The sequence below is a fragment of the Roseomonas sp. CAU 1739 genome (assembly GCF_039839775.1).
In the GTDB taxonomy this organism is placed as follows: Bacteria; Pseudomonadota; Alphaproteobacteria; order Acetobacterales; family Acetobacteraceae; genus Neoroseomonas.
This window is the reverse complement of record NZ_JBDOQQ010000009.1, coordinates 15,820-36,104: the sequence shown is the minus strand read 5'-3', so window position 1 is coordinate 36,104 and position 20,285 is coordinate 15,820. Positions and strand designations below refer to the sequence as shown.

17 protein-coding genes and 1 riboswitch are annotated in these 20,285 nt (G+C 70.5%); of the genes, 8 read left to right on the top strand and 9 right to left on the bottom strand.

Going from position 1 to position 20,285, the window contains the following annotated elements:
• Window positions 1–21: 21 nt before the first annotated feature.
• Complete coding sequence (locus tag AAFN86_RS15585) at window positions 22–645, bottom strand: DUF1194 domain-containing protein (protein ID WP_347544279.1); 624 nt, start codon at window positions 643–645, stop codon at window positions 22–24.
• 82 nt (window positions 646–727) lie between these two features.
• Between AAFN86_RS15585 and AAFN86_RS15580 the strand changes: the two genes are divergently transcribed.
• The 3 genes from AAFN86_RS15580 (at window position 728) to AAFN86_RS15570 (ending at window position 3,041) form a co-directional block, all read left to right on the top strand.
• Entirely contained in the window at window positions 728–1,693 is a 966-nt protein-coding gene (locus AAFN86_RS15580) for a tripartite tricarboxylate transporter substrate binding protein (protein WP_347544278.1), read from the top strand.
• Window positions 1,690–2,550 carry a rhodanese-like domain-containing protein gene (locus AAFN86_RS15575; protein ID WP_347544277.1) on the top strand — a complete coding sequence of 287 codons (861 nt, stop codon included), beginning with the start codon at window positions 1,690–1,692 and terminating at the stop codon, window positions 2,548–2,550. Before AAFN86_RS15580 ends, AAFN86_RS15575 begins: the two co-directional genes overlap by 4 nt.
• A gap of 68 nt (window positions 2,551–2,618) precedes the next feature.
• Window positions 2,619–3,041, top strand: a complete 423-nt coding sequence (locus AAFN86_RS15570) for a CBS domain-containing protein (protein ID WP_347544276.1) — start codon at window positions 2,619–2,621, stop codon at window positions 3,039–3,041.
• A gap of 157 nt (window positions 3,042–3,198) precedes the next feature.
• Here AAFN86_RS15570 and AAFN86_RS15565 read toward each other — a convergent pair whose 3' ends face one another.
• Genes AAFN86_RS15565 through AAFN86_RS15550 form a run of 4 tightly spaced genes read right to left on the bottom strand, consistent with a single transcriptional unit; the run spans window position 3,199 to window position 6,909 of the window.
• Window positions 3,199–3,909, bottom strand: coding sequence for an ABC transporter permease (locus tag AAFN86_RS15565; protein WP_347544275.1), 711 nt, complete (start codon window positions 3,907–3,909; stop codon window positions 3,199–3,201).
• Window positions 3,906–4,838: an ABC transporter ATP-binding protein gene (locus AAFN86_RS15560; protein WP_347544274.1), complete on the bottom strand. Its 933-nt coding sequence runs from the start codon at window positions 4,836–4,838 to the stop codon at window positions 3,906–3,908. The genes AAFN86_RS15565 and AAFN86_RS15560 overlap by 4 nt, the downstream gene beginning before the upstream one ends.
• Window positions 4,835–5,929, bottom strand: a complete 1,095-nt coding sequence (locus AAFN86_RS15555) for an ABC transporter permease (RefSeq protein WP_347544477.1) — start codon at window positions 5,927–5,929, stop codon at window positions 4,835–4,837. The genes AAFN86_RS15560 and AAFN86_RS15555 overlap by 4 nt, the downstream gene beginning before the upstream one ends.
• A gap of 50 nt (window positions 5,930–5,979) precedes the next feature.
• Complete coding sequence (locus AAFN86_RS15550) at window positions 5,980–6,909, bottom strand: ABC transporter substrate-binding protein (protein ID WP_347544273.1); 930 nt, start codon at window positions 6,907–6,909, stop codon at window positions 5,980–5,982.
• Window positions 6,910–7,101: 192 nt separating this feature from the next.
• Here AAFN86_RS15550 and AAFN86_RS15545 point away from each other — a divergent pair, with 192 nt between their 5' ends.
• The 5 genes from AAFN86_RS15545 (at window position 7,102) to AAFN86_RS15525 (ending at window position 13,541) form a co-directional block, all read left to right on the top strand.
• Complete coding sequence (locus tag AAFN86_RS15545; RefSeq protein ID WP_347544272.1) at window positions 7,102–7,527, top strand: CBS domain-containing protein; 426 nt, start codon at window positions 7,102–7,104, stop codon at window positions 7,525–7,527.
• Window positions 7,528–7,595: 68 nt separating this feature from the next.
• Window positions 7,596–8,813, top strand: coding sequence for a CoA transferase (locus AAFN86_RS15540; protein WP_347544271.1), 1,218 nt, complete (start codon window positions 7,596–7,598; stop codon window positions 8,811–8,813).
• Between the two features lie 5 nt (window positions 8,814–8,818).
• Window positions 8,819–9,613, top strand: coding sequence for an enoyl-CoA hydratase (locus AAFN86_RS15535; RefSeq protein ID WP_347544270.1), 795 nt, complete (start codon window positions 8,819–8,821; stop codon window positions 9,611–9,613).
• Window positions 9,614–9,994: 381 nt separating this feature from the next.
• Window positions 9,995–10,687: an exopolysaccharide biosynthesis protein gene (locus AAFN86_RS15530; RefSeq protein ID WP_347544269.1), complete on the top strand. Its 693-nt coding sequence runs from the start codon at window positions 9,995–9,997 to the stop codon at window positions 10,685–10,687.
• 487 nt (window positions 10,688–11,174) lie between these two features.
• Window positions 11,175–11,394: riboswitch (cobalamin riboswitch) on the top strand.
• Window positions 11,395–11,546: 152 nt separating this feature from the next.
• Window positions 11,547–13,541 carry a TonB-dependent receptor domain-containing protein gene (locus AAFN86_RS15525; protein ID WP_347544268.1) on the top strand — a complete coding sequence of 665 codons (1,995 nt, stop codon included), beginning with the start codon at window positions 11,547–11,549 and terminating at the stop codon, window positions 13,539–13,541.
• 392 nt (window positions 13,542–13,933) lie between these two features.
• Here AAFN86_RS15525 and AAFN86_RS15520 read toward each other — a convergent pair whose 3' ends face one another.
• From AAFN86_RS15520 to metH, 4 genes are all read right to left on the bottom strand, one after another.
• Window positions 13,934–14,494 carry a cob(I)yrinic acid a,c-diamide adenosyltransferase gene (locus tag AAFN86_RS15520; RefSeq protein WP_347544267.1) on the bottom strand — a complete coding sequence of 187 codons (561 nt, stop codon included), beginning with the start codon at window positions 14,492–14,494 and terminating at the stop codon, window positions 13,934–13,936.
• Window positions 14,495–14,556: 62 nt separating this feature from the next.
• Window positions 14,557–15,588, bottom strand: coding sequence for an energy transducer TonB (locus AAFN86_RS15515; RefSeq protein WP_347544266.1), 1,032 nt, complete (start codon window positions 15,586–15,588; stop codon window positions 14,557–14,559).
• 158 nt (window positions 15,589–15,746) lie between these two features.
• The gene (locus AAFN86_RS15510) at window positions 15,747–16,649 is read right to left on the bottom strand and encodes a cation diffusion facilitator family transporter (RefSeq protein ID WP_347544265.1); all 903 of its coding nucleotides are present in this window, start codon (window positions 16,647–16,649) and stop codon (window positions 15,747–15,749) included.
• A 113-nt stretch (window positions 16,650–16,762) separates the two neighbouring features.
• Window positions 16,763–20,275 carry a methionine synthase gene (gene metH / locus AAFN86_RS15505; RefSeq protein ID WP_347544264.1) on the bottom strand — a complete coding sequence of 1,171 codons (3,513 nt, stop codon included), beginning with the start codon at window positions 20,273–20,275 and terminating at the stop codon, window positions 16,763–16,765.
• Window positions 20,276–20,285: the final 10 nt, after the last annotated feature.

Sequence of the window (20,285 nt, the reverse complement as noted above, 5' to 3'; positions counted from 1 at the left end):
GCGGCCTGCCGGCCCTCGCGATCACGCCACCAGCGGCTGCCCGACGATCTCGCGCAGCAGCTTCTGCCGGATCGCCTCGGCGAAGGCCGCGTAGTCCGGCGTGTGCATGGCGAAGGACCCGGGGCCTCCGATGACCTCCGCGCGATAATGGTCGAGCAGGTCGGGTTCCTCGTTCAGCACCGCAAGCGCGTTGATCGTCACCCCGGCGGCCACGCCGATGTCGCGCACCGGGCCGGGCGAGCGTCCCTGGTTGTGCCGTCCGTCGCCGGAGACGTCCATCACCAGCCGGCTGGCCTCGGCCGGCAGGGTGCCGAGCAGGGCGAGGCCGGCGGCCATCCCCTCCCCCAGGGCGGTCGCACCGGCCGGCACCAGGCGGGGGGCGTTCTCCACAGCATCAGCAAAGGCGGCGGTCGCGGCCGGGCTGTCCAGCCGTGTCCACGGCAGAGCCACGGCCTGTGCCCCCTGCCCCGACCACATCAGCAGGCAGATCGCCACCGCGCCGTGCCGACCGGCCGAAATCGCGGCCTGCACCGATTCGTCCCGCAAGGCCGCTGCGGTGCCGCCGAGCATGAGACCGAACTCGTCATAGTCCACTGAAGAAGACGCATCCACGGCGAGACAGAGGGCGAGGTCGACCTTCTCCATGGCTGATTCTTGCATGGCTGGCGGTTGGCCGCACGCCCGGTTGGTGGGCATGCTGGCGGCAATCAGCCGTGGAGAATTGACGATGCAACGCAGAATCCTGCTGGCCGGCGCCGCCGGCGCGGTGCTGGCCCGTCCGACGCTCGCTCAGGGCGCCTGGCCGAACCGCACCATCCGCATGATCGTGCCCTACACGCCGGGCGCGGCGACCGATGCGATGGCGCGCCTTTCGGCGCAGAAGCTGCAGGAGAAGCTCGGCGTGACGGTGGTGGTGGAAAACCGCCCCGGTGCGAATGGCGCGATCGGCAGCCAGGCGGTGCTGCAGGCGCCGGCGGATGGCTACACCATCATGGGATCGGCCTCGATCCACCCGATGGCGCGCTATGTCATGAAGGCCGCGCCCTATGACCCCGTCACGGACTTCATCCCGGTGGCGCGCACCGCCCGCGGGCCGCTGGTGCTGGTGATGAACCCGCGCCTGCCGCAGGCGACGATCCCTGCAGTGGTGGAAGCCGCGAAGGCCGAACCGAACAAATGGTCCTTCGCGACCTCCTCGCTGGGTTCGGCGGGGCATCTCGGATCGATCGAGTTCAACCGCATGACCGGGGCGAATATCGAGATCGTCGGCTATCGTGGTTCCGCCCCGGCGCTGACCGATGTGGCGGCCGGCAATGCACAGTTGATGTTCGACCCGGTGCTGGCGACCTTGCCGATGATCCGCGGCGGGCAGTTGCGTGGCCTGGGCATCGCCACGGCGGCCCGCACGCCGCTCGCGCCCGACCTGCCGACCATGGCGGAATCCGGGCTGCCCGGCTTCGAATTCTATTCCTGGTATGGCGTCTGGGCGGCGCGTGCCGTCCCGCGAGAGATCGTCGACCGCATGAATGCCGTGATCGTCGAGGCGATGCGCGAACCGGCGGTGGTGGAACGCCTGACCGGCCTCGGCTTCGAACCGGTGGCGGAGACGGTGCCGGAGCTCGAACGCTTCATCGTCGCCGATGTCGCGCGCAACGCGGAACTGCTCCGCATCGCGAATTTCCAGCCCGAATGAGCCTCACCATCACCCCTGCCGCGCTTGCCGAGGAACTCGGCACGCCCGGCCTGGTCGTGCTGGATGGCAGCGTGTTCCAGCGCCCGGCGCCCGACCTGTCCACCATGTTGCAGGACAGTGCGCGGGCATCCTTCGAGAAGTCGCGCATTCCGGGGTCGGTGCATCTGGATGCGCTGGACTGGTTGTGGGACCGCAGCCGGCCCTTCCGCTTCGCGCTGCCGGCGCCGGAGGTCGCGGCCGCCGCCTTCGCAGCGCATGGCGTGGGGCAGGACAGCCAGGTCGTGCTGTATGACCGCGTCGGCGGGAACTGGGCGACGCGGACCTTCTGGACGCTGCATTGGCTCGGCTTCGATGACGTGCGGGTGCTGGAAGGTGGGCTGGCGGCCTGGAAGGCGGCGGGGCTGCCGGTCGAGAGCGGCCCGGCGGCAGCACCGCTGCCGGCCGCACGTCCCTTCACGCCAAAGCCGCGTGCCGCGGCCATTGCCGACCGCGACACGGTGCGCGCCGCGCTGGGCGCACCCGGCGTCGCGGTGGTCAATGCCCTGTCGGCCGAACAGCATGCGGGAACGGGCGGGCTGCCCTATCACCGGCCCGGTCGGATCGCCGGCAGCACCAACCTGCCGGCCCCGCTGCTGAGCGACGCCACCCTGGCGCCGGAGGCCATCGCCACCCTGGCGGACCAGGCTGGCATCGCGCGCGGGGATCGCGTCATTGCCTATTGCGGCGGCGGCATTGCGGCATCGAACCTGGCGTTCAACCTGATGCGGGCGGGCTGGACGGACATTGCCGTGTATGATGGCAGCCTGGACGAATGGGGGCGCGACCCGGCGCTGCCGATGGAAACCGGGCCGGGCTGATTGCGCTGGGTCAATGACCGCTTCTGCTTCCGGCGCTATGTGACAGGGACAAGACGGAGGACACCGGCATGCCCCAGCGCACCCTGGGCGAGATCGTCCGTGACCAACAGCCCCTGACCCTGCCCCCGGCGGCGACTGTTTCCCAGGCCTGCGGCGCCATGCATGCGCGCCGCGTCGGCGCGGTGCTGGTGGTGGACGAGGATCACCACCTGCTCGGCATCTTCACCGGCCGCGATGCGGTTCGGCTGCTTGCCGAAGGGGCCAACGCGAAGACGACGCGCGTCGATGCGGTGATGACGAAGGATCCGAAGACGCTCGGCCCCAAGGCGAGCGCGATGGAGGCGCTGCTGCTGCTGAACGATGGCGGCTTTCGCCATGTGCCGATCGTCGATGGCGGGCGCGTGGCGGGCATCGTCTCGCGCTATGACTTCCGCGCAAAGGAACAGGCGCGCTTCGACGACGAGACGGGGTTCATGGAGATGCTGCGCTGAGCGCGATGACCGAAGGCGCGTATGCGCCGCAGGTCTGAATCGCGCGATCAAGCAAGCGCGATGACCGAAGGCGCGTATGCGCCGCAGGTCTGAATCGCGCGATCAAGCAAGCGCGATGACCGAAGGCGCGCAGGCGCCGCAGGTCTGAATCGCGCCGTCAGACAATCCGCGGCGCCAACGCGCCCAGCAGCCCATCCACCGCGAAGGCCATCAGACCCGTCAGCAGCGCGCCCTGTATCACCCAGGCGGGGTTGCCGTTCACCAGCCCGGCGATGATCGGCGTGCCGAGGCAGCTGGCCCCCGCCACGGCGCCGACCGCCGCAGTCGCCACCGCCAGCACCGCGGCAACGCGGATGCCGGAGAGGATGGGCGGCGCCGCCAGCGGCAATTCCACGCGCAGCAACACCTGGCGCGGCGTCATCCCAGACCCGCGCGCGGCATCCAGCACGTCGGGCGGCACGGTGGCGAGCGCCCCGGTCGTCGCCCGCAGCACCGGCAGCGTGGCGTAGCAGACCAGGGCGAGCAGTGCCGGCGCCGCGCCGAAGCCGACCACCGGCACCGCGATCGCGATCACGGCGACGGGCGGTACCGCCTGCGCGAAACCGACCAGGGCATCGGCGATGACGCGCACCTCCCGCGCGCCGGGGCGCGTCGCGGCGATGCCAAGGCCAAGGCCGATCGCCGTCGCCGGGATCAGCGAGGCCAGCACCAGCCAGCCATGGCGGAACGTGAGGGCGACGAAGGATTCACGCCGGTAGAGCGGGTCCGCCACGTCCGGGAACACCACCCCGAAGGCCGGGCCGGACAGCGGCAGCAGCAGCAGCCCCGCGGCGAGCAGAACGGCCGGCAGCAGCGGTGCCACCCTCATGCGCGCAGCAGGTCCCGCAGCGCGACGAGGCCCGACGGCATCCCGGCGCCATCCACCAGCAGCACGGCATCGGACCGCGCGGCGAGCATCGCCTCCAGCGCCTGCCGCGCCGTCGCGGCGGCGGGGATGCGCGGCAGGCTGGCCGGCGCCTCGCCCGACGGACCGGCCAGGGCGGCGGCGGCGACCAGCGCCAGCCGCCGCATGCCGAGCGCCCCGCCATCGAGCAGGCCGCGCACGCGCGGATCGGCGGGTGCATCCAGCAGGTCCCGCGGCGCGCCATCCTGCAGCAGCCGCCCATCGGCCATGACCGCGAGGCGCGTGGCGAGTGCCAATGCTTCCTCCACGTCATGCGTGACCAGCAGGATGGTCTTGCCGGTGGCGGCGTGCAGTCGCGCCATTTCCTGCTGCAACGCCTGGCGCGTGATGGCATCGAGCGCACCGAAGGGTTCGTCCATCAGCACGATGTCGGGATCGGCGGCGAGCGCGCGCGCCACGCCGATGCGCTGCGCCTGGCCGCCCGACAGTTCCGCCGGCCGGCGGTCGCGATAGGCCGCGGGGTCCAGCCGCAGCAGGGCCAGCAGGTCATCCACCCGCGCGGCGATGCGCCGTTCGTCCCACCCCAGCAGCCGAGGCACCGCGCCGATGTTGCGCGCCACGGACCAATGCGGGAACAGGCCGACGCCCTGGATGACGTAGCCGATGCGCCGCCGCAGCGCCGGGGCGGGTTCGGATGCGACGTCGCGGTCGCGCAGCATCACGCGCCCGGCATCGGGGTCGACCAGCCGGTTGACCATGCGTAGCGCGGTGGATTTCCCCGCACCAGACCCACCGAGCAGCACGGCGAAGGCACCCTCGGGCACCACGAGGTCGAGCCCATCCAGCGCCCTCGTGGCGCCGAAGGATTTCCGCACGCCTTCGAAGCGGATCACGCCGCACCGGCGCGACGGCGGTCCATCGCTTCCTCCAGCGCGCGCAGCCCCGCATCCAGCACCAGAGCGAGGACGGCGACCGGCAACGCGCCCAACAGGATCAGGTCCGGCGCGAACTGCCCAAGCCCCTGGAACATCAACACGCCGAAGCCGCCGGCACCGACCAGCGCGCCGAGCGTCACCAGCCCCACCGCCTGCACCGCCGCGGTGCGCAGGCCGCCGAGGAAGACCGGCGCACCGAGCGGCAGGCGCACCCGCAGCAGCACCTGGCCGGGCGCGAAGCCAAGCCCCCGCGCCGCATCCACCGCCGCCGCCGGCGCCGCGCCAAGCGCCGAGCGCGTCGCGGCCGCGATCGGCAGCAGCAGGTACAGGAACACGCCGATCACCGCCGGCGCGGCACCGATGCCGCGCAGCCCGGCCTCCCGCAGCAACGGCACCGCGCGCCCCAGCGCGGCCAAAGGCTCGATCAACAGGGCGAACAGCGCCATCGCCGGGATCACCTGCAACGCCGCCAGCACGCCGATGACGGCCGGACCTGCGCGCGGCGACACGAAGGCGAAGGCGCCGAGGGCGACGCCCACCGCGAGCGCCGGCACCAGGGCTGCAGCCACCAATTCGAGATGCCCGGCCAAGGCCGTGCGCAGTTCCACCCCGCGCGCCGCAGCCTCCCGCACCAGGCCGAGATCGCCGAGCAGGCCAAGCGCCGCCATCAATCCGATGGTTGCGACGAAGGCCATGGCGGTGGCCGCCCGACCCGCCGCGCCGACCTGCGCGCGGCCAAGCGCGAGGCGCGCGGCCAGCAGCAATGCGCCGAAGGCGACCCAGGCCCCTCCGCCCGGTCCCAGCCGCGCGGCGGGCGACGATCCCGTCAGCCGCCCCGCGACATCGTCCAACCCGCCGAGGAGCCCGCACAGGGCGACACCGCAGGCCAGTGCGGCCACCCGACCGGGCAGCAGCGCCGCGGCCAGCGCCGCCAGCCCGGCGGGCATCAGGAACCCCCAGACCTGCACATCGCCCACCGCGATGGGACGCGGCGGCACGATCCGGTTCGGCGCCAGCACCGCGAAGCCGAGCAGCAGCGGGGCCAGCACGGCGAGCAACAGCAGCGCCGTCTCCAGCGGGCCGGCGCGCCGCCCGCCCGTCAGCGGAGCAGCCCTGCCGCGGCAAGATGGGCGCGCGCCACCTCCCGCGCCGGCGTACCCTCCACCGCGATGCGGGCGTTCAGCCGCTGCAGCACCGTCAGTTCCAGCGTCCGGAAGGCGGGGGCGAGGATCTCGGGAATGCGCGAATTGGCGCGCAGCACCACGCCGCGCAGCACCGGCGCAGGGTTGTAGACCGGCTGGACGCCCTTGGTGTCGTCCAGCACCACCAGGTCGAGCGCGGCGATGCCGCCATCGGTGCCGTAGACCATGGCCGCGTTGACCCCGTTCAACTGCTGCGCCGCTGCGCGCATCGTCACCGCCGTATCGCCGCCCGGCAGCACCAGCAGGCGGTCCGGCGCCAGCGTGAAGCCATAGGCACGTTGGAAGGCCGGCAAGGCGGCCGGGCTTTCGACGAATTCTGCCGAGGCCGCGAGCTTGAACGGCCCGCCGGCGCCGACATGCCGCGCCAGGTCCTCGAGCGTGCGCAGGCCATGCGCGCGGGCAAGGTCGGCGCGCACCGCGATCGCCCAGGTGTTGTTCGCCGGGGCGGGCGCCAGCCAGGCGATGTCGTTGCGCTGCGCGTCCAGGTCGCGGACCTTCTCATATCCCGCGCGGGCATCCTTCCAGGCCGGGTCGGATTCCATCTGGAAGAAGAAGGCACCATTTCCAGTGTATTCGGGATAGAGGTCGATCTCGCCGGCCAGGATCGCGCTGCGCACGATGCGCGTGGGGCCGAGCGGGACGCGACTTTCCACACGCATCCCGCTGCCTTCCAGCAGCAGCACGATCAGCTGGCCCAGCAGGCCGCCCTCGGTGTCGATCTTGCTCGCCACCACGACCGGCCGCGCCTGGCCGAGCGCCGGCGCGGCGATCAGCGCGGCAGCGCCGGTCAGGAGGTGTCGGCGCGTCGCGCCATGGATGCGGGTCATCGGATCCTCCCGGTGCGAAACGGATACGAGACTGCCATGCAATACGCGCATCGCGCGACCCCGCTTGCCGCCGGCTGCGTGAAATCTGACACCGTCGCGCTCCGCAGGCGCTATGATGATGAACGGCATGGCGGCGAGGGCCGCCGCCCGCGCCGCGTGCCGCGCCGAACCGCCACGCTGGAGCCCCAGCCCATGAAGGATCGTCCCCTGATCGAGGTCGCGCCGCATCGCGACACCATCTGCCTTCCCCGCGACGCCACCGTGCAGCAGGCCTGCGCACGGATGCGCGAGGCCGGTGCCTCCGCCGTGCTGGTGACCGATGAGCAATCGCACCTGCTGGGCATCTTCACCGGCCGCGACGCGATCTGCCGGATGCTGGCCGATGGCCGCGACGCCGCGACAACGACGCTCGGCACGGTGATGACGGCGAAGGTCGAGGCCCTCGGGCCGCGCGACCGCGCCATCGATGCGTTGCACCTGATGCATGATGGCGGCTTCCGCCACGTCCCGGTGATCGAGGGCGGACGCGTGCGCGCGCTGGTGCTGCGCAGCGATTTCCGGGCGCTGGAGCGCGCGCAGATCGAGGTCGAGGACACGATCTTCGCGACCATCCGCTAGATCGACACGCCGTGCCCTAGGCACCTCCGGCGCCCCGCCCTAGTCTCGACGGGACGGAGGACGAAACCATGCCGGAAAGCCCGATCGACCCGAAGCTCGCGCAGGAGGCCACGCTGCCGCTCGCCGGCATTCGCGTGCTGGACCTGACGCTGGCCCGCGCCGGGCCCACCTGCGTGCGCCACCTGGCCGATTGGGGGGCCGAGGTGATCCGCGTCGAACCGCCGTCGTTCAATGACGGCCTGGGTGGTTCGCGGGAGGGCTACGACTTCCAGAACCTGCACCGCAACAAGCGGTCCATCGCGCTCGACCTGAAGACTGAGGAGGGCAAGACGGCCTTCTTCGAACTCGCCAAGACGGCCGATGTGCTGGTCGAGAACATGCGCGTGCGGGTCAAGCACCGCCTCGGCATCGCGCCCGACCAGGTGCAGGCGGTGAACCCGCGCCTGATCTATGCGTCGATCTCGGGTTTCGGCCAGACCGGGCCGTATTCCGAGCGCGCCGGCGTGGACCAGATCGCCCAGGGCATGGGCGGGATGATGACCATCACCGGCGAACCGGGGCGCGGGCCGATGCGTGCCGGCATCCCCTTCGTGGACCTGACGGCGGGGAACCTGCTGGCGCTCGCGGTGATGATGGCGCTGTGGGAACGGCAGAAGACCGGCAAGGGGCGGTATGTCCACACCTCGCTGCTGGAAGCGATGGTCTTCATGCTCGACCTGCAGGCGGCGCGCTACCTGATGGATGGGGAAGTGCCCGGCCAGGCCGGCAACGACCATCCGGTGAACATCCCGATGGGTGCCTTCGACACCGCCGACAAGCCGGTGAACATCGCGGCCTCCAGCCCGAAGATGTGGGCGCAGTTCGCCGAGGCGGTGGGCCACAAGGAATGGCTCGAAGTCGAGGAATGGAAGACGGCCAAGGGCCGCAGCGCCGACCGCAAGCGGCTCAATGCCGCGATCGCCGAGGTGTTCAAGCAGCAGCCGTCCGAACACTGGATCGACCTGCTGGAACGCATCGGCATCCCCTGCGGGCCGATCAACAAGGTGGACCAGGTCTTCGCCGACCCGCAGGTGCAGCATCTGCGCATGGCGATGCCGATGCAGCATCCGACGCGCGGGGCGACGCATCTCGTCTCCTCGGCCATCAACATCGAGGGCGTGGAGAGCGCGGTGCGCATCGTGCCGCCGCGCCTGGGCGAGCATTCCGCCGAGATCCTCAAGGAACACGGCTACAGCGATGACGACGTGGCGCGGCTGCGCGGCCTTGGCGTGATCGGCGAGGGTTGAGGCCGATGGAATTCGCTGACGGCAAGATCCTCGCCGAGATCACGGACGGCGTCGGGCGCATCACCTTCAACCAGCCCGAAAAGCGCAATGCCATGTCGGTGACGATGTGGGCCGGCATGGGTGCCGCACTCGACGTGTTCGAGAAGGACGCCGCGGTGCGCTGCATCGTGCTGACCGGGGCGGGCGACAAGGCCTTCGTGTCCGGCGCCGACATCAGCCAGTTCGACAAGATGCGCTCGGACGCCGATGCGCAGCGCGAATACAGCAAGCAGACGGCGGGCGGCCGGCTGAAGCTCGCCACCTTCCCCAAGCCGGTGATCGCCGAGATCCGTGGCTTCTGCATGGGTGGCGGGCTTGGCATCGCCATGTCCTGCGACATCCGCATCGCCGCCGAGGGCAGCCAGTTCGGCATCCCGGCGGCGAAGCTCGGCATCGCCTATGGCTTCGACATGGTGCGTCACCTGGTGGACCTGGTCGGCCCCGCCCATGCGCACATGATCCTGATGACCGGCGAACGCTTCGGTGCCGAGGAAGCGCAGCGGGTCGGGCTGATCAACAGGGTGGTCGCCCCCGACGCGCTGGCCGGCGAGATCGCCAAACTGACGGCCACGCTCGCCGTCAATGCGCCGCTGTCGCTGTACGCCAACAAGCGCACGGTGCAGGCGGTGCTGCAGGACCGTGCCGACCGCGACATGGCCGGCTACAACGCCGCCATGGCGGCCTGCTTCGACAGCGCCGATTACCAGGAAGGCCGGCGCGCCTTCATGGAAAAGCGCAAGCCGGCTTTCCAGGGTCGCTGACGCTTTGCGGGGCCGCGGCTGCGGCCCCGCAAGGCTGCTTCGTTTGGCCTCAGACGACGGCGCCGGCTTGGCTTTCGCGCCCTGCGCTGGCGCGCTGGCCAGGTCGGGAGGTCAGGGCGCGGTCGCGCTGTGCGCTCCCGGCCCGATGCGGGGCATCGGGCCGAAGCCGCTCACCAACGCCGGATGTTGTTCATGGGCTGCCGTTCCCGGTTCGAGCCGGCTCCCGGCCCGATCCCAGGCCGCCGGGGCGAAGCGGATGCGCGACACACGCAGCCTTGCCGAAAAGACATGCGGCTGGCCGTTCCTTGCGCAACTGCCCATATGCTACCCCTCGCGCCGCGAGCGGCCCTTCGCCGCGGCCCGACGGAGCGGAACGACAGCGTGGACGGATCACATGACGGGCCGGCGGCACGGCTGCAGGATGATGCGGGGGACTGCATCATCCCCGAAAGCCTGGCTGATACCCATGCCTCCGCACCGATCACCCGCTTGGTCGCCGAGGTCGCCGCGCAATGTTCCGGCGACCGCATCACGCTGGGCGAGATGGGCGAGGCCTTCGGCGACCGTGCCTTCGGCCTACTGATCCTGTTGCTGTGCCTGCCTGGGCTGCTGCCGGGGATGGCATCGGTGTTCGGCACGCCGATGCTGATCCTGGGCGTGCAGATGGGCCTGGGTTTCCGCAAGCCGAAGCTGCCGGCCTTCATCGCGCGCCAGTCGCTCAAGCGCACCGACCTGATGCGGCTGACGCCGGGTTCCACCACCCGCGTCTCGCGCGCCATCGCCAAGATCGAACGCTGGGTGCGGCCGCGCCCGGGGCCCTTCACCAACGCCACCGCGGACAAGGTGGTGGGCTGGCTGACCGCCTATGCCGCGCTGATGCTGATCCTGCCGGGGCCAGGGACGAACGGCCCGCCGGCCTTCGGCGTGATCGTCATGGCGCTCGGCGTGGTGGAGAACGACAGCAAGGTGGTCGGCATCGGCATGGCCCTGACCATCCTGGGCAACCTGTTCGCCACCGCGGTGCTCGGCGCGCTGCTATGGTTCGGCATGGAAGCCTTGCACTACGTTTATTAGATCCCTCAAACGGCGGGCGCCGGCCATCCGGCCGGCTTGCCTTCGCGCCTTGCACTGGCACGCTGGACACGGCTGACGGGCTGGGCGCGGTCGCGCCGTGCGCTCCCGGATCGAGGAAGGGCCTCGATCCGTCTGTTGTTTGACCCTCAGGCGGCGGGCGCCGGCCATCCGGGCTGCTTGCCTTCGCGCCATGCGCTGGTGCGCCGGACACGGCTGACGGTCCGGGCGCGGTCGCGCCGTGCGCTCCCGGATCGAGGAAGGGCCTCGATCCGTCTTTTGTTTGACCCTCAGGCGGCGGGCGCAGCCCATCCGGGCTGCTTGCCTTCGCGCCATGCGCTGGTGTGCCGGACACGGCTGACGGGCTGGGCGCGGTCGCGCCGTTCGCTCCCGGATCGCGGCAGCGCCTCGATCCGTTCTTGTTTGATCCTCAAGCGGCGGGCGCGGCCGATCCACGTCGTGGCCCTGGACGCGACGTCACCACCCGCCTAGGGTCGAAGGATGCGCCGGTGGCCCGAAAGGGCTGAAACGGGAACGCGCGACGCGGTGATCCTCACCGCCCATCCGCGGCTGCCCCCGCAACTGTAGGCGACGAGATCGGCCCCACACGCCATTGCGCCCCGTGCGCGAGAAGGCGGGGCCGGCGGCGGGGGCGCGTTGCCCCTGCCCCGTCGCGAGCCAGGAGACCGGCCGGCGCAGAGTTGTCTCGCGCGTGCCGGGCGGGGAGCACCGGCGCAACGGACCATGGGTGCGCCCGCAACAAGGCGGGCGTCCCCTCCGTCATGCGAGCACGACGCCAGCCCGCCCCGGCGCCCCACGGCACCGGGGCGAAACGCGGACCGTGCTACGGAGGGACCCCCGGATGAAACACCGGATCCTTGCTTTTATCGCCCTTGCCCCCTTTGCGCCCGCCTGGGCCCAGGAGGCGCCCACCACAACCACCGCCGTCCCCGACATGGTGGTGACGGCCACGCGCGTGCCCACGCCGCGCGACCGCATCCCCGCCCCGGTCACCGTCATCGACCGCCAGACCATCCAGGAGAACGGCTACGTCACGCTGGCCGAAGCCCTGGCGACGGTCCCCGGCTTCCGCCTGGTGCAGGCCGGCGGCCTTGGCCAGCAGGCCTCCGGCTTCGCCCGCGGCGCCAATGCCCGGCAGGTGCTGGTTCTGATGAACGGCGTGCCGGTCAACGACCCCTCCGATCCGAACGGCGCCTTCAACTTCGGCAATGAGTTGCTCGGCGACATCGAACGCATCGAGGTGGTGCGCGGGCCAGTCTCCTCGCTGTACGGCTCGGCGGCGATCGGTGGCGTGGTCAACCTGATCACCCGCTCCGCCCCGGCCGACCGCGTCGCCGCGCCCTATTTCGAGGCCGCCGGCGGTTCCAACAACACCGTGCGCGGCTTCGCCGGCATGGGCGGGACGGTCGGCATGGTGGATTACCAGATCACCGGCCAGGGCCTGTCCACACGCGGGTCCAACGCCGTCGCGCCGCGCTTCTACCAGAATGGCGGGGAACTGGATGGGCTGCGCTCGGCCATCGTCACCGCCCGGCTCGGCCTGACTGTGGGCGAGACCGTCCCCGGCGAGGTCTTCGGCCGTACCCGTATCGAAGGCCTGGTCCGCGGTCGCGAGAACACCGTCGGCCTGGATGACGTGCCCAATGACGACCCGAACTACACCGGGCAGGACCGGTCCTGGTTCGGCTATGTGCGGTCCGCGACCGACCTGTTCGGCGGCGCCCTGACCACCGGCGTCACGATTTCGGGCAGCCAGAACCGGCGGCGCTACACCAACCTGCCGGATCCGGGGAACCCCTTCGCCACGGCCGATGACCTCTATCGCGCCAGCCGCCAAGCCTTCTCCTGGGACAACACGCTGCGCTTCCCCGATGCCGGCGCGCTGACCGACGTCGTCATGCTGTTCGGCGGCCAGTGGGAAAAGGAAGGCGCGGACAGCGCCAATGGCTCGGCCTTCTTCCGCACCACCGTCGATGCGACGCAGCGCTCGGGCGCCGGCTATGCCTCGCTGCAGGGGCGGCTGTTCGACCGGCTCGATCTGACAGCGGGCATCCGCTACGACGGGCCGGAGGGCTATGACGGCTTCACCAGCTGGCGCCTGGGCGCGGTGCTGGCGCTGCCGGAGATCTCCTCCCGCCTGCGCGCCGCGGCCGGCACCTCCTTCAAGGCGCCTTCGCTGTTCCAGCGCTTCGGCACCATCACCGGCTTCTTCCAGGGCAACCCCGACCTGCGCCCCGAGGACGGCTTCGCCTGGGAAGCCGGCTTCGAGACCGACATCGCATCCTGGGCCACGGTGTCGGCGATGTATTTCGACAGCCGCATTACCAACCTGATCAACTACGACCAGACCTTCACGACGCTGATCAACGTGGACAGCGCGCGCATCCGCGGCGGTGAATTCGCCCTGACGCTGCGGCCGACCGACTGGTTCTCCCTGACCGGCGCCTGGACGGTGCAGGAAGCGATGGACACCACCAACAACACGCCATTGCCGCGCCGGCCGCGCAACATCGCCAGCCTGTCCATGCGCTTCGCCGCGCCCACGCCCTGGGACGGCCCGCGCAACCAGCGCATCGTGGTGGTGCCGGAGATCCTCTATACCGGGCAATCCCCGGAAGGCGCCTTCGCGCGCTACAACGACGACGGGTCTTCGATCACCACCGCCGGCAAGAACGACGCGGGCACGGTGTTCAACCTGACGGCAACGGTGCCGATCCTTGAACAGCTTGCGGGGTTCGTGGAGTTCCGGAACCTGGGGAATACGCGCTACGAGCCGGCGAACGGCTTCGTCATTCCCGGCCGCACGGCCGTGGCGGGGCTGCGCGGGACGTTCTGAAGACTTCTGGAGGGGCGTTGCCCCTCCAGACCACCCCACCAGGGGCCTGCGGGCCCCTGGACCGCGGGGAATTGGGCGATGGGCATCCCTGTCAGGATCACCGCCGAAACGCGGCTCTGCGCTGCAGCGACACGCCCGTGGGCAGCACCAATGCCCGGCCCGCCATGCATCTCGGGGACGAATCTTCCCGCCCAGCACGAGGTGACGGTTTCCAAAGGCCGTAGAGCGTGATGGCCGCAGGTGCGAATGCACCGGAGGTCTGAATCACACGATCAAACGAAGGCATAGAGCAGGAGGTGTGAGCAAGCGCGAACGGATCCTGCTCTATGCCCTAGGTGAGGAAGGTCTGGAGGGGGCAGGGCCCTCTCCGGTCCCGTCCTCCAACGACCCGCTCATCGCGTCGCGCCAGGCACCCACAGCACATCCCCGCCCGACGCCGCGTTCAGGTGCCGCGACAGCACGAACAGGTGGTCCGACAGGCGATTGAGGTAGCGGATCACCGCCGCGTTCACCTCCTCCTGCCCCGCCAGCGCCACCACCAGGCGTTCGGCCCGGCGCACCACGGTGCGCGCCAGGTGCGCATGCGCCGCCGCCGCGCAACCCGCCGGCAGGACAAAGGATTTCAGCGGCGGCAAGGCGGCGTTCATCGCCGCGATCTCGGCTTCCAGGCGCAACGACTGGGTATCCGCCACGCGCAGCCGCGCACCGGCCTCCCCTGGCACGCAAAGGTCGGCGCCGACATCGAACAACTCGTTCTGGATGCGCGAGAGCATGGCATCCGCGGCGGCATCCGCGCCCGTATGCAGCCGCACCAGGCCGAGTGCTGCATTCGCCTCGTCCACCGTGCCATAGGCCTCGACGCGCAGCGCATCCTTGCGCAGGCGGGTCCCGTCGCCGAGCGACGTCTCCCCCCCATCGCCGCCGCGTGTCGTGATGACGTCGAGCTTCACCATGCCGCACCCCCGGGTTGCCGCACCGTTATGGCGCGGGGCGGGGCGGCGGCAAGGGCTGGGGCCTATCGCCCACGCGCATCCGACAGGCGGAAATGCACCGCGGTCGACAGCGTCGCCGCCACCGGCATGCCGACGCGCGTCGCCGGGCGGAAGCGCCAGCGCCGCGCGGCCTCCACTGCGGCGCGGTCAAGTGCCGGATAGCCGGAGGAGATCGCCACCTCCGCCATCGTGACCCTGCCATCGGCGTCGATCTGCAAGGCGAGGCGCACCACGCCCTCCTCGCCCCGCCGGCGGGCATCGGCCGGATAGTCGGGCGGATTGTTGCGGTGCCCGGAATCGGCCCCGGGCGGGATCACCGCGCCGAGGGCGAAGGACCCCATGGACCGATCGGACGCATCGCCGGAACCGGCATCGAGGCGCACCGGCCCCTGCGCCGCGGCCGGGGGCGCCTGGCGGCGCGGCGGCGGGGCGGGCGGCGGCGCGGGCGGCGATGGCTGGGCGGCGGCCTGTTGCTGCGGCGGGGCCGGCGGCAGGGGTGGTGGGGGTGGCAGCGGGTCGGCCTCGGCCTGCTGCGCCTCGCTTGGCGCTGGCTGGGGTGTAGGCGCGGGGGTTGCCTGCTCGGGGGCGGGCGCCTCCTGCGGCGCCTCGGGCGCCGGGGGCGGGGCGATGGCGGCCTCGGGCATGGTCTCGCGCGGCGGCGGCGGGGCGGGCATGTCGCCGGCCGGGTCGGGTGGCAGGGCCGCGAAATCGTGCGGCGCATCCGGCGCGACGGGCGGGGGCGGCGGTGCCGGCGGGGCGGAGGCGGGTGCGGCGGCTTGCGGCGGTGCCGGCATGGGTGGAGGCGGCGGTACGGCGGCCTGCGGCGCGGGTGGCGGCGCAGGGGGCGCTGGTGTCGCGGGCGGTGCCGGCGGGACCGGCGGTGGGGCCTGCTCGACCGGCGCCCCGCCACCCTGCGCAACCGTATCGTCGAACACCAGGGCGACGCTGCCGATCTCGCCCGGTTCTTCGACCGGTTCGCGATCCGGCCACAACAGCAGGGCCGCCAGGATCCCGGCATGGATCAGGCCGGAGGCGGCCAGGGACAGAAGCAGCAATCGGCCAGCCCGGCGCGGCGCGCGGGCCGAGGGGCTGCGCGGCGGGGCGGCCAGGAGCGCTTCATCGGTCCGGACCGGGTCCGCCACCAGGCAGGGAAGCGGGTCCCGCAATGGCCGCTTCGGCGGGCGGGACGCCGGCGCCGCTCGCAATCGGGCCATCACAGCACCGGCACGCCCCTCTGCTTGGCCTTCGCCTCGGGCTCGACGTGGATGGTGATCAGGGCGCTGTCCAGCTCCGCCTTCAGCGCGGCCTCGATGCGGTCGCAGATGTCGTGCGATTCGCGCACCGTCATCGTCCCCGGCACCACCAAGTGGAATTCCAGGAATGTGTAACGGCCGGCATGGCGCGACCGCAGGTCATGCGCCTCGATCGCGCCCTCGGCCTCGGCCGCGACGATGCGACGGATGCGTTCCATCGTGGCCGGCGGCACCGCCTCGTCCATCAGCCCGCCGACGCTTTCGCGCAGCAGCCGGAAGCCGGAGAACAGGATGTTGCCCGCTGTCAGCGCCGCCAGCAGCGGATCAAGCCACAGCACCCCGGTCATCGCCACCAGCCCGACGCCGACGATCACGCCCGCCGAGGTGATCACATCCGACCACAGGTGATGCGCATCGGCGATCAGCGCGGGGGAGCGGATTGCCCGGCCGCGCCGCATCAGATGCATGGCCCAGGCGGCGTTGACCGCGGTCGCCACCACCGAGACGGCGAGGCCAAGTTTCGCCTGTTCGGGCGCGCGCGGCGCGAGGATCGCGCCCCAGGCCTGGTCCAGGATCAGGATCGCCGCGACGATGATCAGCGCGCCTTCCAGCACGGCGGAGAAATACTCGGCCTTGGCATGACCGTAGGGGTGATTGGCGTCGGCGGGGCGCGAGGAGAAATGCACCGCCGCCAGGGCGGCGGTCGCGGCGGCAACGTTGACGATGCTTTCCAGCGCATCGGCCAGCAGCGCGACCGAGCCGGTCAGCCACCAGGCCACCGTCTTCAGCCCCAGCACCGCGATCGCCACCACGACGCTGCCTATGGCCAGCGCCGTGGCGCGGTTGATCCTGCCTTCGGTCATGGGCGGGGGTTTAGAGCAGATCCCGCCCGGGTGAAATCACCCGAACAGGTGAAGATGCTCGTTCGGACAAGCCCGCGGCGGTTCCCACGGGGGGGAACCGCCCCGGCCCTGGCCTAGACCGAGAAGTACTTCGCGCGCGGGTGGTGCAGCACGATGGCGCTGGTCGACTGTTCCGGGTGCAACTGCCACTCATCGCTGATCGAAACGCCGATGCGCTCTGCCCCCAGCAGCCGCAGCAGGGGCACCTGGTCCTCCAGCCGCGGGCAGGCCGGGTACCCGAAGGAATACCGGCCGCCGCGGTAGGATTGCTGCAACATCTTGTCCATGTCGCGGTCATCCTCACCCGCGAAGCCCAACTCGGCGCGGATGCGCTTGTGGGTGTATTCAGCCATCGCCTCGGCCATCTCCACGCTCAGGCCGTGCAAGTACAGGTAGTCCTGGTAGCGGTTGTCCTCGAACCATTCCCGCGCGATGTCCGACGCCTTCTGGCCGACGGTGACGACCTGCAGGCCGATCACGTCGCGATGCGCCGGGCCGTCATTGATGTCGCGCACGAAGTCGGCGATGCATTCGCCGTCTTCCTTGGGCTGGCGCGGCAGGGTGAAGCGGGTGGCCTCGGTGACGCCATCCTCTTCGAACAGGATCAGGTCGTTGCCCTGGCCGGCGCATTTCCAATAGCCGTAGATCGCCTGCGGCTTGAGGATGTCCTGCTCGCCGGTGATACGCAGCATGCGCGACAGCACCGGGCGCAGTTCCTGCTTGGCCCAGCCGAGGAAATCCTCCAGCGAGCGCCCCTGCTTCCGGAAGCCCCACTGGAACTGGTACAGGCTGCGTTCGTTGATGAAGGGCACGACGGCCTTGGGCGAGGCCTCGATCGTCCGCGCGCCCCAGAAGGGCGGCACCGGCGTGGTCGATTCCGCGGACACACGGCGACGGCGCTGTTCCGCATAGGCCACATCGACCGGCGCGAAGCCGCGCGGATCGGCCTGGCCCAGCACGCGCTTTTCATTGCGCGCCTTGCCCACGCGCTTGGCCTGCACGGCGGCGAGGTAGTCGTCGAAGCCGTTGCCGACCACCTTGTCCATCAGGTGCAGCCCGTCGAAGGCATCGCGCGCATAGGCGACGCGCCCGGTCGTGCCGTCCTTGGCATAGGCGCGGGCGCAATCATCCTCGACATAGTTGCGCGTCAGCGCGGCACCGCCGAGCATCACCGGGATGTCGAGGTCCTGGCGCGCCATCTCCTCAAGGTTCTCGCGCATCACCACGGTGGATTTCACCAGCAGGCCCGACATGCCGATGGCATGGGCGCGGTGTTCCTTCGCCGCCGTGACCATGTCGGCGAGCGGCACCTTGATGCCGAGATTGACCACCTTGTAGCCGTTGTTGGTCAGGATGATGTCGACTAGGTTCTTGCCGATGTCGTGCACGTCGCCCTTCACGGTGGCGAGCACGATGGTCCCCTTCTCCTGCCCCGCCGCGCGTTCCATGTGCGGTTCGAGGTAGGCGACGGCGGCCTTCATCGTCTCCGCGCTTTGCAGCACGAACGGCAACTGCATCTTGCCCGCGCCGAACAGCTCGCCCACCACCTTCATGCCGTCGAGCAGCACGTCGTTGATGATGGACAGTGGTGCCAGGCCCTTGGCGAGCGCGTCGGCCAGTTCATCGTCCAGCCCCTTGCGGTCGCCATCGACGATGCGGTCCTTCAGGCGGCCCTCGACCGTCTCGGCGCGAGTCTTCTTCACGCTGTCGGCGGCCTTGCGGCCCGAGAAGATCTCCAGGACCTTCTGGAGCGGGTCATAGCCTTCGCGACGGCGGTCGAAGATCAGGTCCTCGACGACCTCGACTTCCTCGGGCGGGATCAGGTGCAGCGGCTTGATCTTCGACACATGCACGATCGCGCCGGTCATGCCGGCCTTCACGGCGTGGTCGAGGAACACGGAATTCAGCACATGCCGCGCAGCCGGGTTCAGGCCGAAGGAGATGTTGGACAGGCCGAGGATGATCTGGATGTCCGGGAACTTCTCGCGGATCATGCGGATGCCATCCAGCGTCCACAGGCCGAGCTTGCGGTCGTCCTCATTGCCGGTGGCGATGGTGAAGGTCAGCGGGTCGATCATCAGGTCCGACTGCGGCAGCCCATGCTTGTCGCAGGCGAATTCAACGAGGCGCGTGGCGATGCGCAGCTTGTCCTCGGCGGTCTTGGCCATGCCGACTTCGTCGATGGTCAGCGCGATGACCGCGGCGCCGAACTTCTTCGCCAGGATCATGCGATCCGTGGCGGCCTTCTCGCCATCCTCGAAGTTGATCGAGTTGATGATCGGCTTGCCGCCATGCAGCTTCAGCGCGGCCTCGATCACCGGCGTCTCGGTGGAATCGATCACCAGCGGCGCGTTCACCGAAGACGTGAAGCGGCGGATCACCTCGTTCATCTCGGCCATCTCGTCGCGCCCGACGAAGGCGGTGCAGATGTCGAGGGAGTTCGACCCCTCGCCCACCTGTTCGCGCCCGATGGCGACGCAGCCATCCCAGTCATGCGCCGCCTGGCGTTCGCGCCACGCCTTCGACCCGTTGGCGTTGCAGCGCTCGCCGATCGAGAAATACGCGTTCTCCTGCCGCAGCGGGACGGAGGTGTAGAGCGAGGCGACGGACGGGATCCAGATCGGCTTGCGCAGCACCGGCGCCGGCCGCGCGGCGGCGCCGGCGCGCTTGCGCAGCATCGCATCGAGTGCCGCGATATGCGGCGTCGAGGTGCCGCAGCAGCCGCCGATCAGGTTGACGCCATCCTCGGAGACGAAGCGTTCCATCCAGGAGGCGAGTTCCGCCGCGCCCAGCGGATAATGCGTCTTGCCGTCGACCAGTTCCGGCAACCCGGCATTGGGCTGGACGGAAATGAGCCCCGGCCAGTTCTGCGCGAGGAAGCGGACATGCTCGGCCATCTCCTGCGGGCCGGTGGCGCAGTTCAGCCCCATCAGCGGCACGTCGAGGGAATGGACCACGGCCGCCGCGGCGCCGATATCGGGGCCGACCAGCAGCGTGCCGGTGGTCTCGACCGTCACCTGCACGAAGACGGGGATGTCGGACTTCGCCTCGGCGCGCGCGATCTTGGCGGCATTGACGGCGGCCTTGATGAACAGCGTGTCCTGGTTGGTCTCGGTCAGCAGCGCATCGGCGCCGCCGGCGATCAGCCCGCGGCACTGCACCAGCAAGGCGGCTTCCAGCGCGTCATAGGCGATGTTGCCCAGCGACGGCAGCTTGGTGCCCGGCCCGATATCGCCGATCACCCAGCGGTGGCGCCCATCGGCGAAGGAGTCCGCCGCCTCGCGCGCGAGTTCCACCGCGGTCTTGTTCAGCTCGAAAGCGCGATCCTCAAGCTCGAACTCGCCGAGGGTGACCGGCGATCCGCCGAAGGTGTTGGTCAGCACCATGTCGGCGCCGGCCTCGTAGTAGCCGCGATGGATCTCCCGCACGACATCGGGGCGCGAGAGCACCAGCACATCCGTGCAGTTCTCCTTGCCCCAGAAATCGCGCTCGACGTCGAGGTCCATCGTCTGCACGCGGGCACCGGTACCGCCGTCGCACAGCAGCACGCGGTCGCGAAGGGCATCGAGCAGATGGGGGCGTGACATGGCGTGACTT

Bases quoted from the DNA above. Each gene is read 5' to 3' on its own strand.
- AAFN86_RS15585 (WP_347544279.1), bottom strand. From the start codon at position 645: ATGGAGAAGGTCGACCTCGCCCTCTGTCTCGCCGTGGATGCGTCTTCT.
- AAFN86_RS15580 (WP_347544278.1), top strand. From the start codon at position 728: ATGCAACGCAGAATCCTGCTGGCCGGCGCCGCCGGCGCGGTGCTGGCC.
- AAFN86_RS15575 (WP_347544277.1), top strand. From the start codon at position 1,690: ATGAGCCTCACCATCACCCCTGCCGCGCTTGCCGAGGAACTCGGCACG.
- AAFN86_RS15570 (WP_347544276.1), top strand. From the start codon at position 2,619: ATGCCCCAGCGCACCCTGGGCGAGATCGTCCGTGACCAACAGCCCCTG.
- AAFN86_RS15565 (WP_347544275.1), bottom strand. From the start codon at position 3,909: ATGAGGGTGGCACCGCTGCTGCCGGCCGTTCTGCTCGCCGCGGGGCTG.
- AAFN86_RS15550 (WP_347544273.1), bottom strand. From the start codon at position 6,909: ATGACCCGCATCCATGGCGCGACGCGCCGACACCTCCTGACCGGCGCT.
- AAFN86_RS15545 (WP_347544272.1), top strand. From the start codon at position 7,102: ATGAAGGATCGTCCCCTGATCGAGGTCGCGCCGCATCGCGACACCATC.
- AAFN86_RS15540 (WP_347544271.1), top strand. From the start codon at position 7,596: ATGCCGGAAAGCCCGATCGACCCGAAGCTCGCGCAGGAGGCCACGCTG.
- AAFN86_RS15535 (WP_347544270.1), top strand. From the start codon at position 8,819: ATGGAATTCGCTGACGGCAAGATCCTCGCCGAGATCACGGACGGCGTC.
- AAFN86_RS15525 (WP_347544268.1), top strand. From the start codon at position 11,547: ATGAAACACCGGATCCTTGCTTTTATCGCCCTTGCCCCCTTTGCGCCC.
- AAFN86_RS15520 (WP_347544267.1), bottom strand. From the start codon at position 14,494: ATGGTGAAGCTCGACGTCATCACGACACGCGGCGGCGATGGGGGGGAG.
- AAFN86_RS15510 (WP_347544265.1), bottom strand. From the start codon at position 16,649: ATGACCGAAGGCAGGATCAACCGCGCCACGGCGCTGGCCATAGGCAGC.
- metH (WP_347544264.1), bottom strand. From the start codon at position 20,275: ATGTCACGCCCCCATCTGCTCGATGCCCTTCGCGACCGCGTGCTGCTG.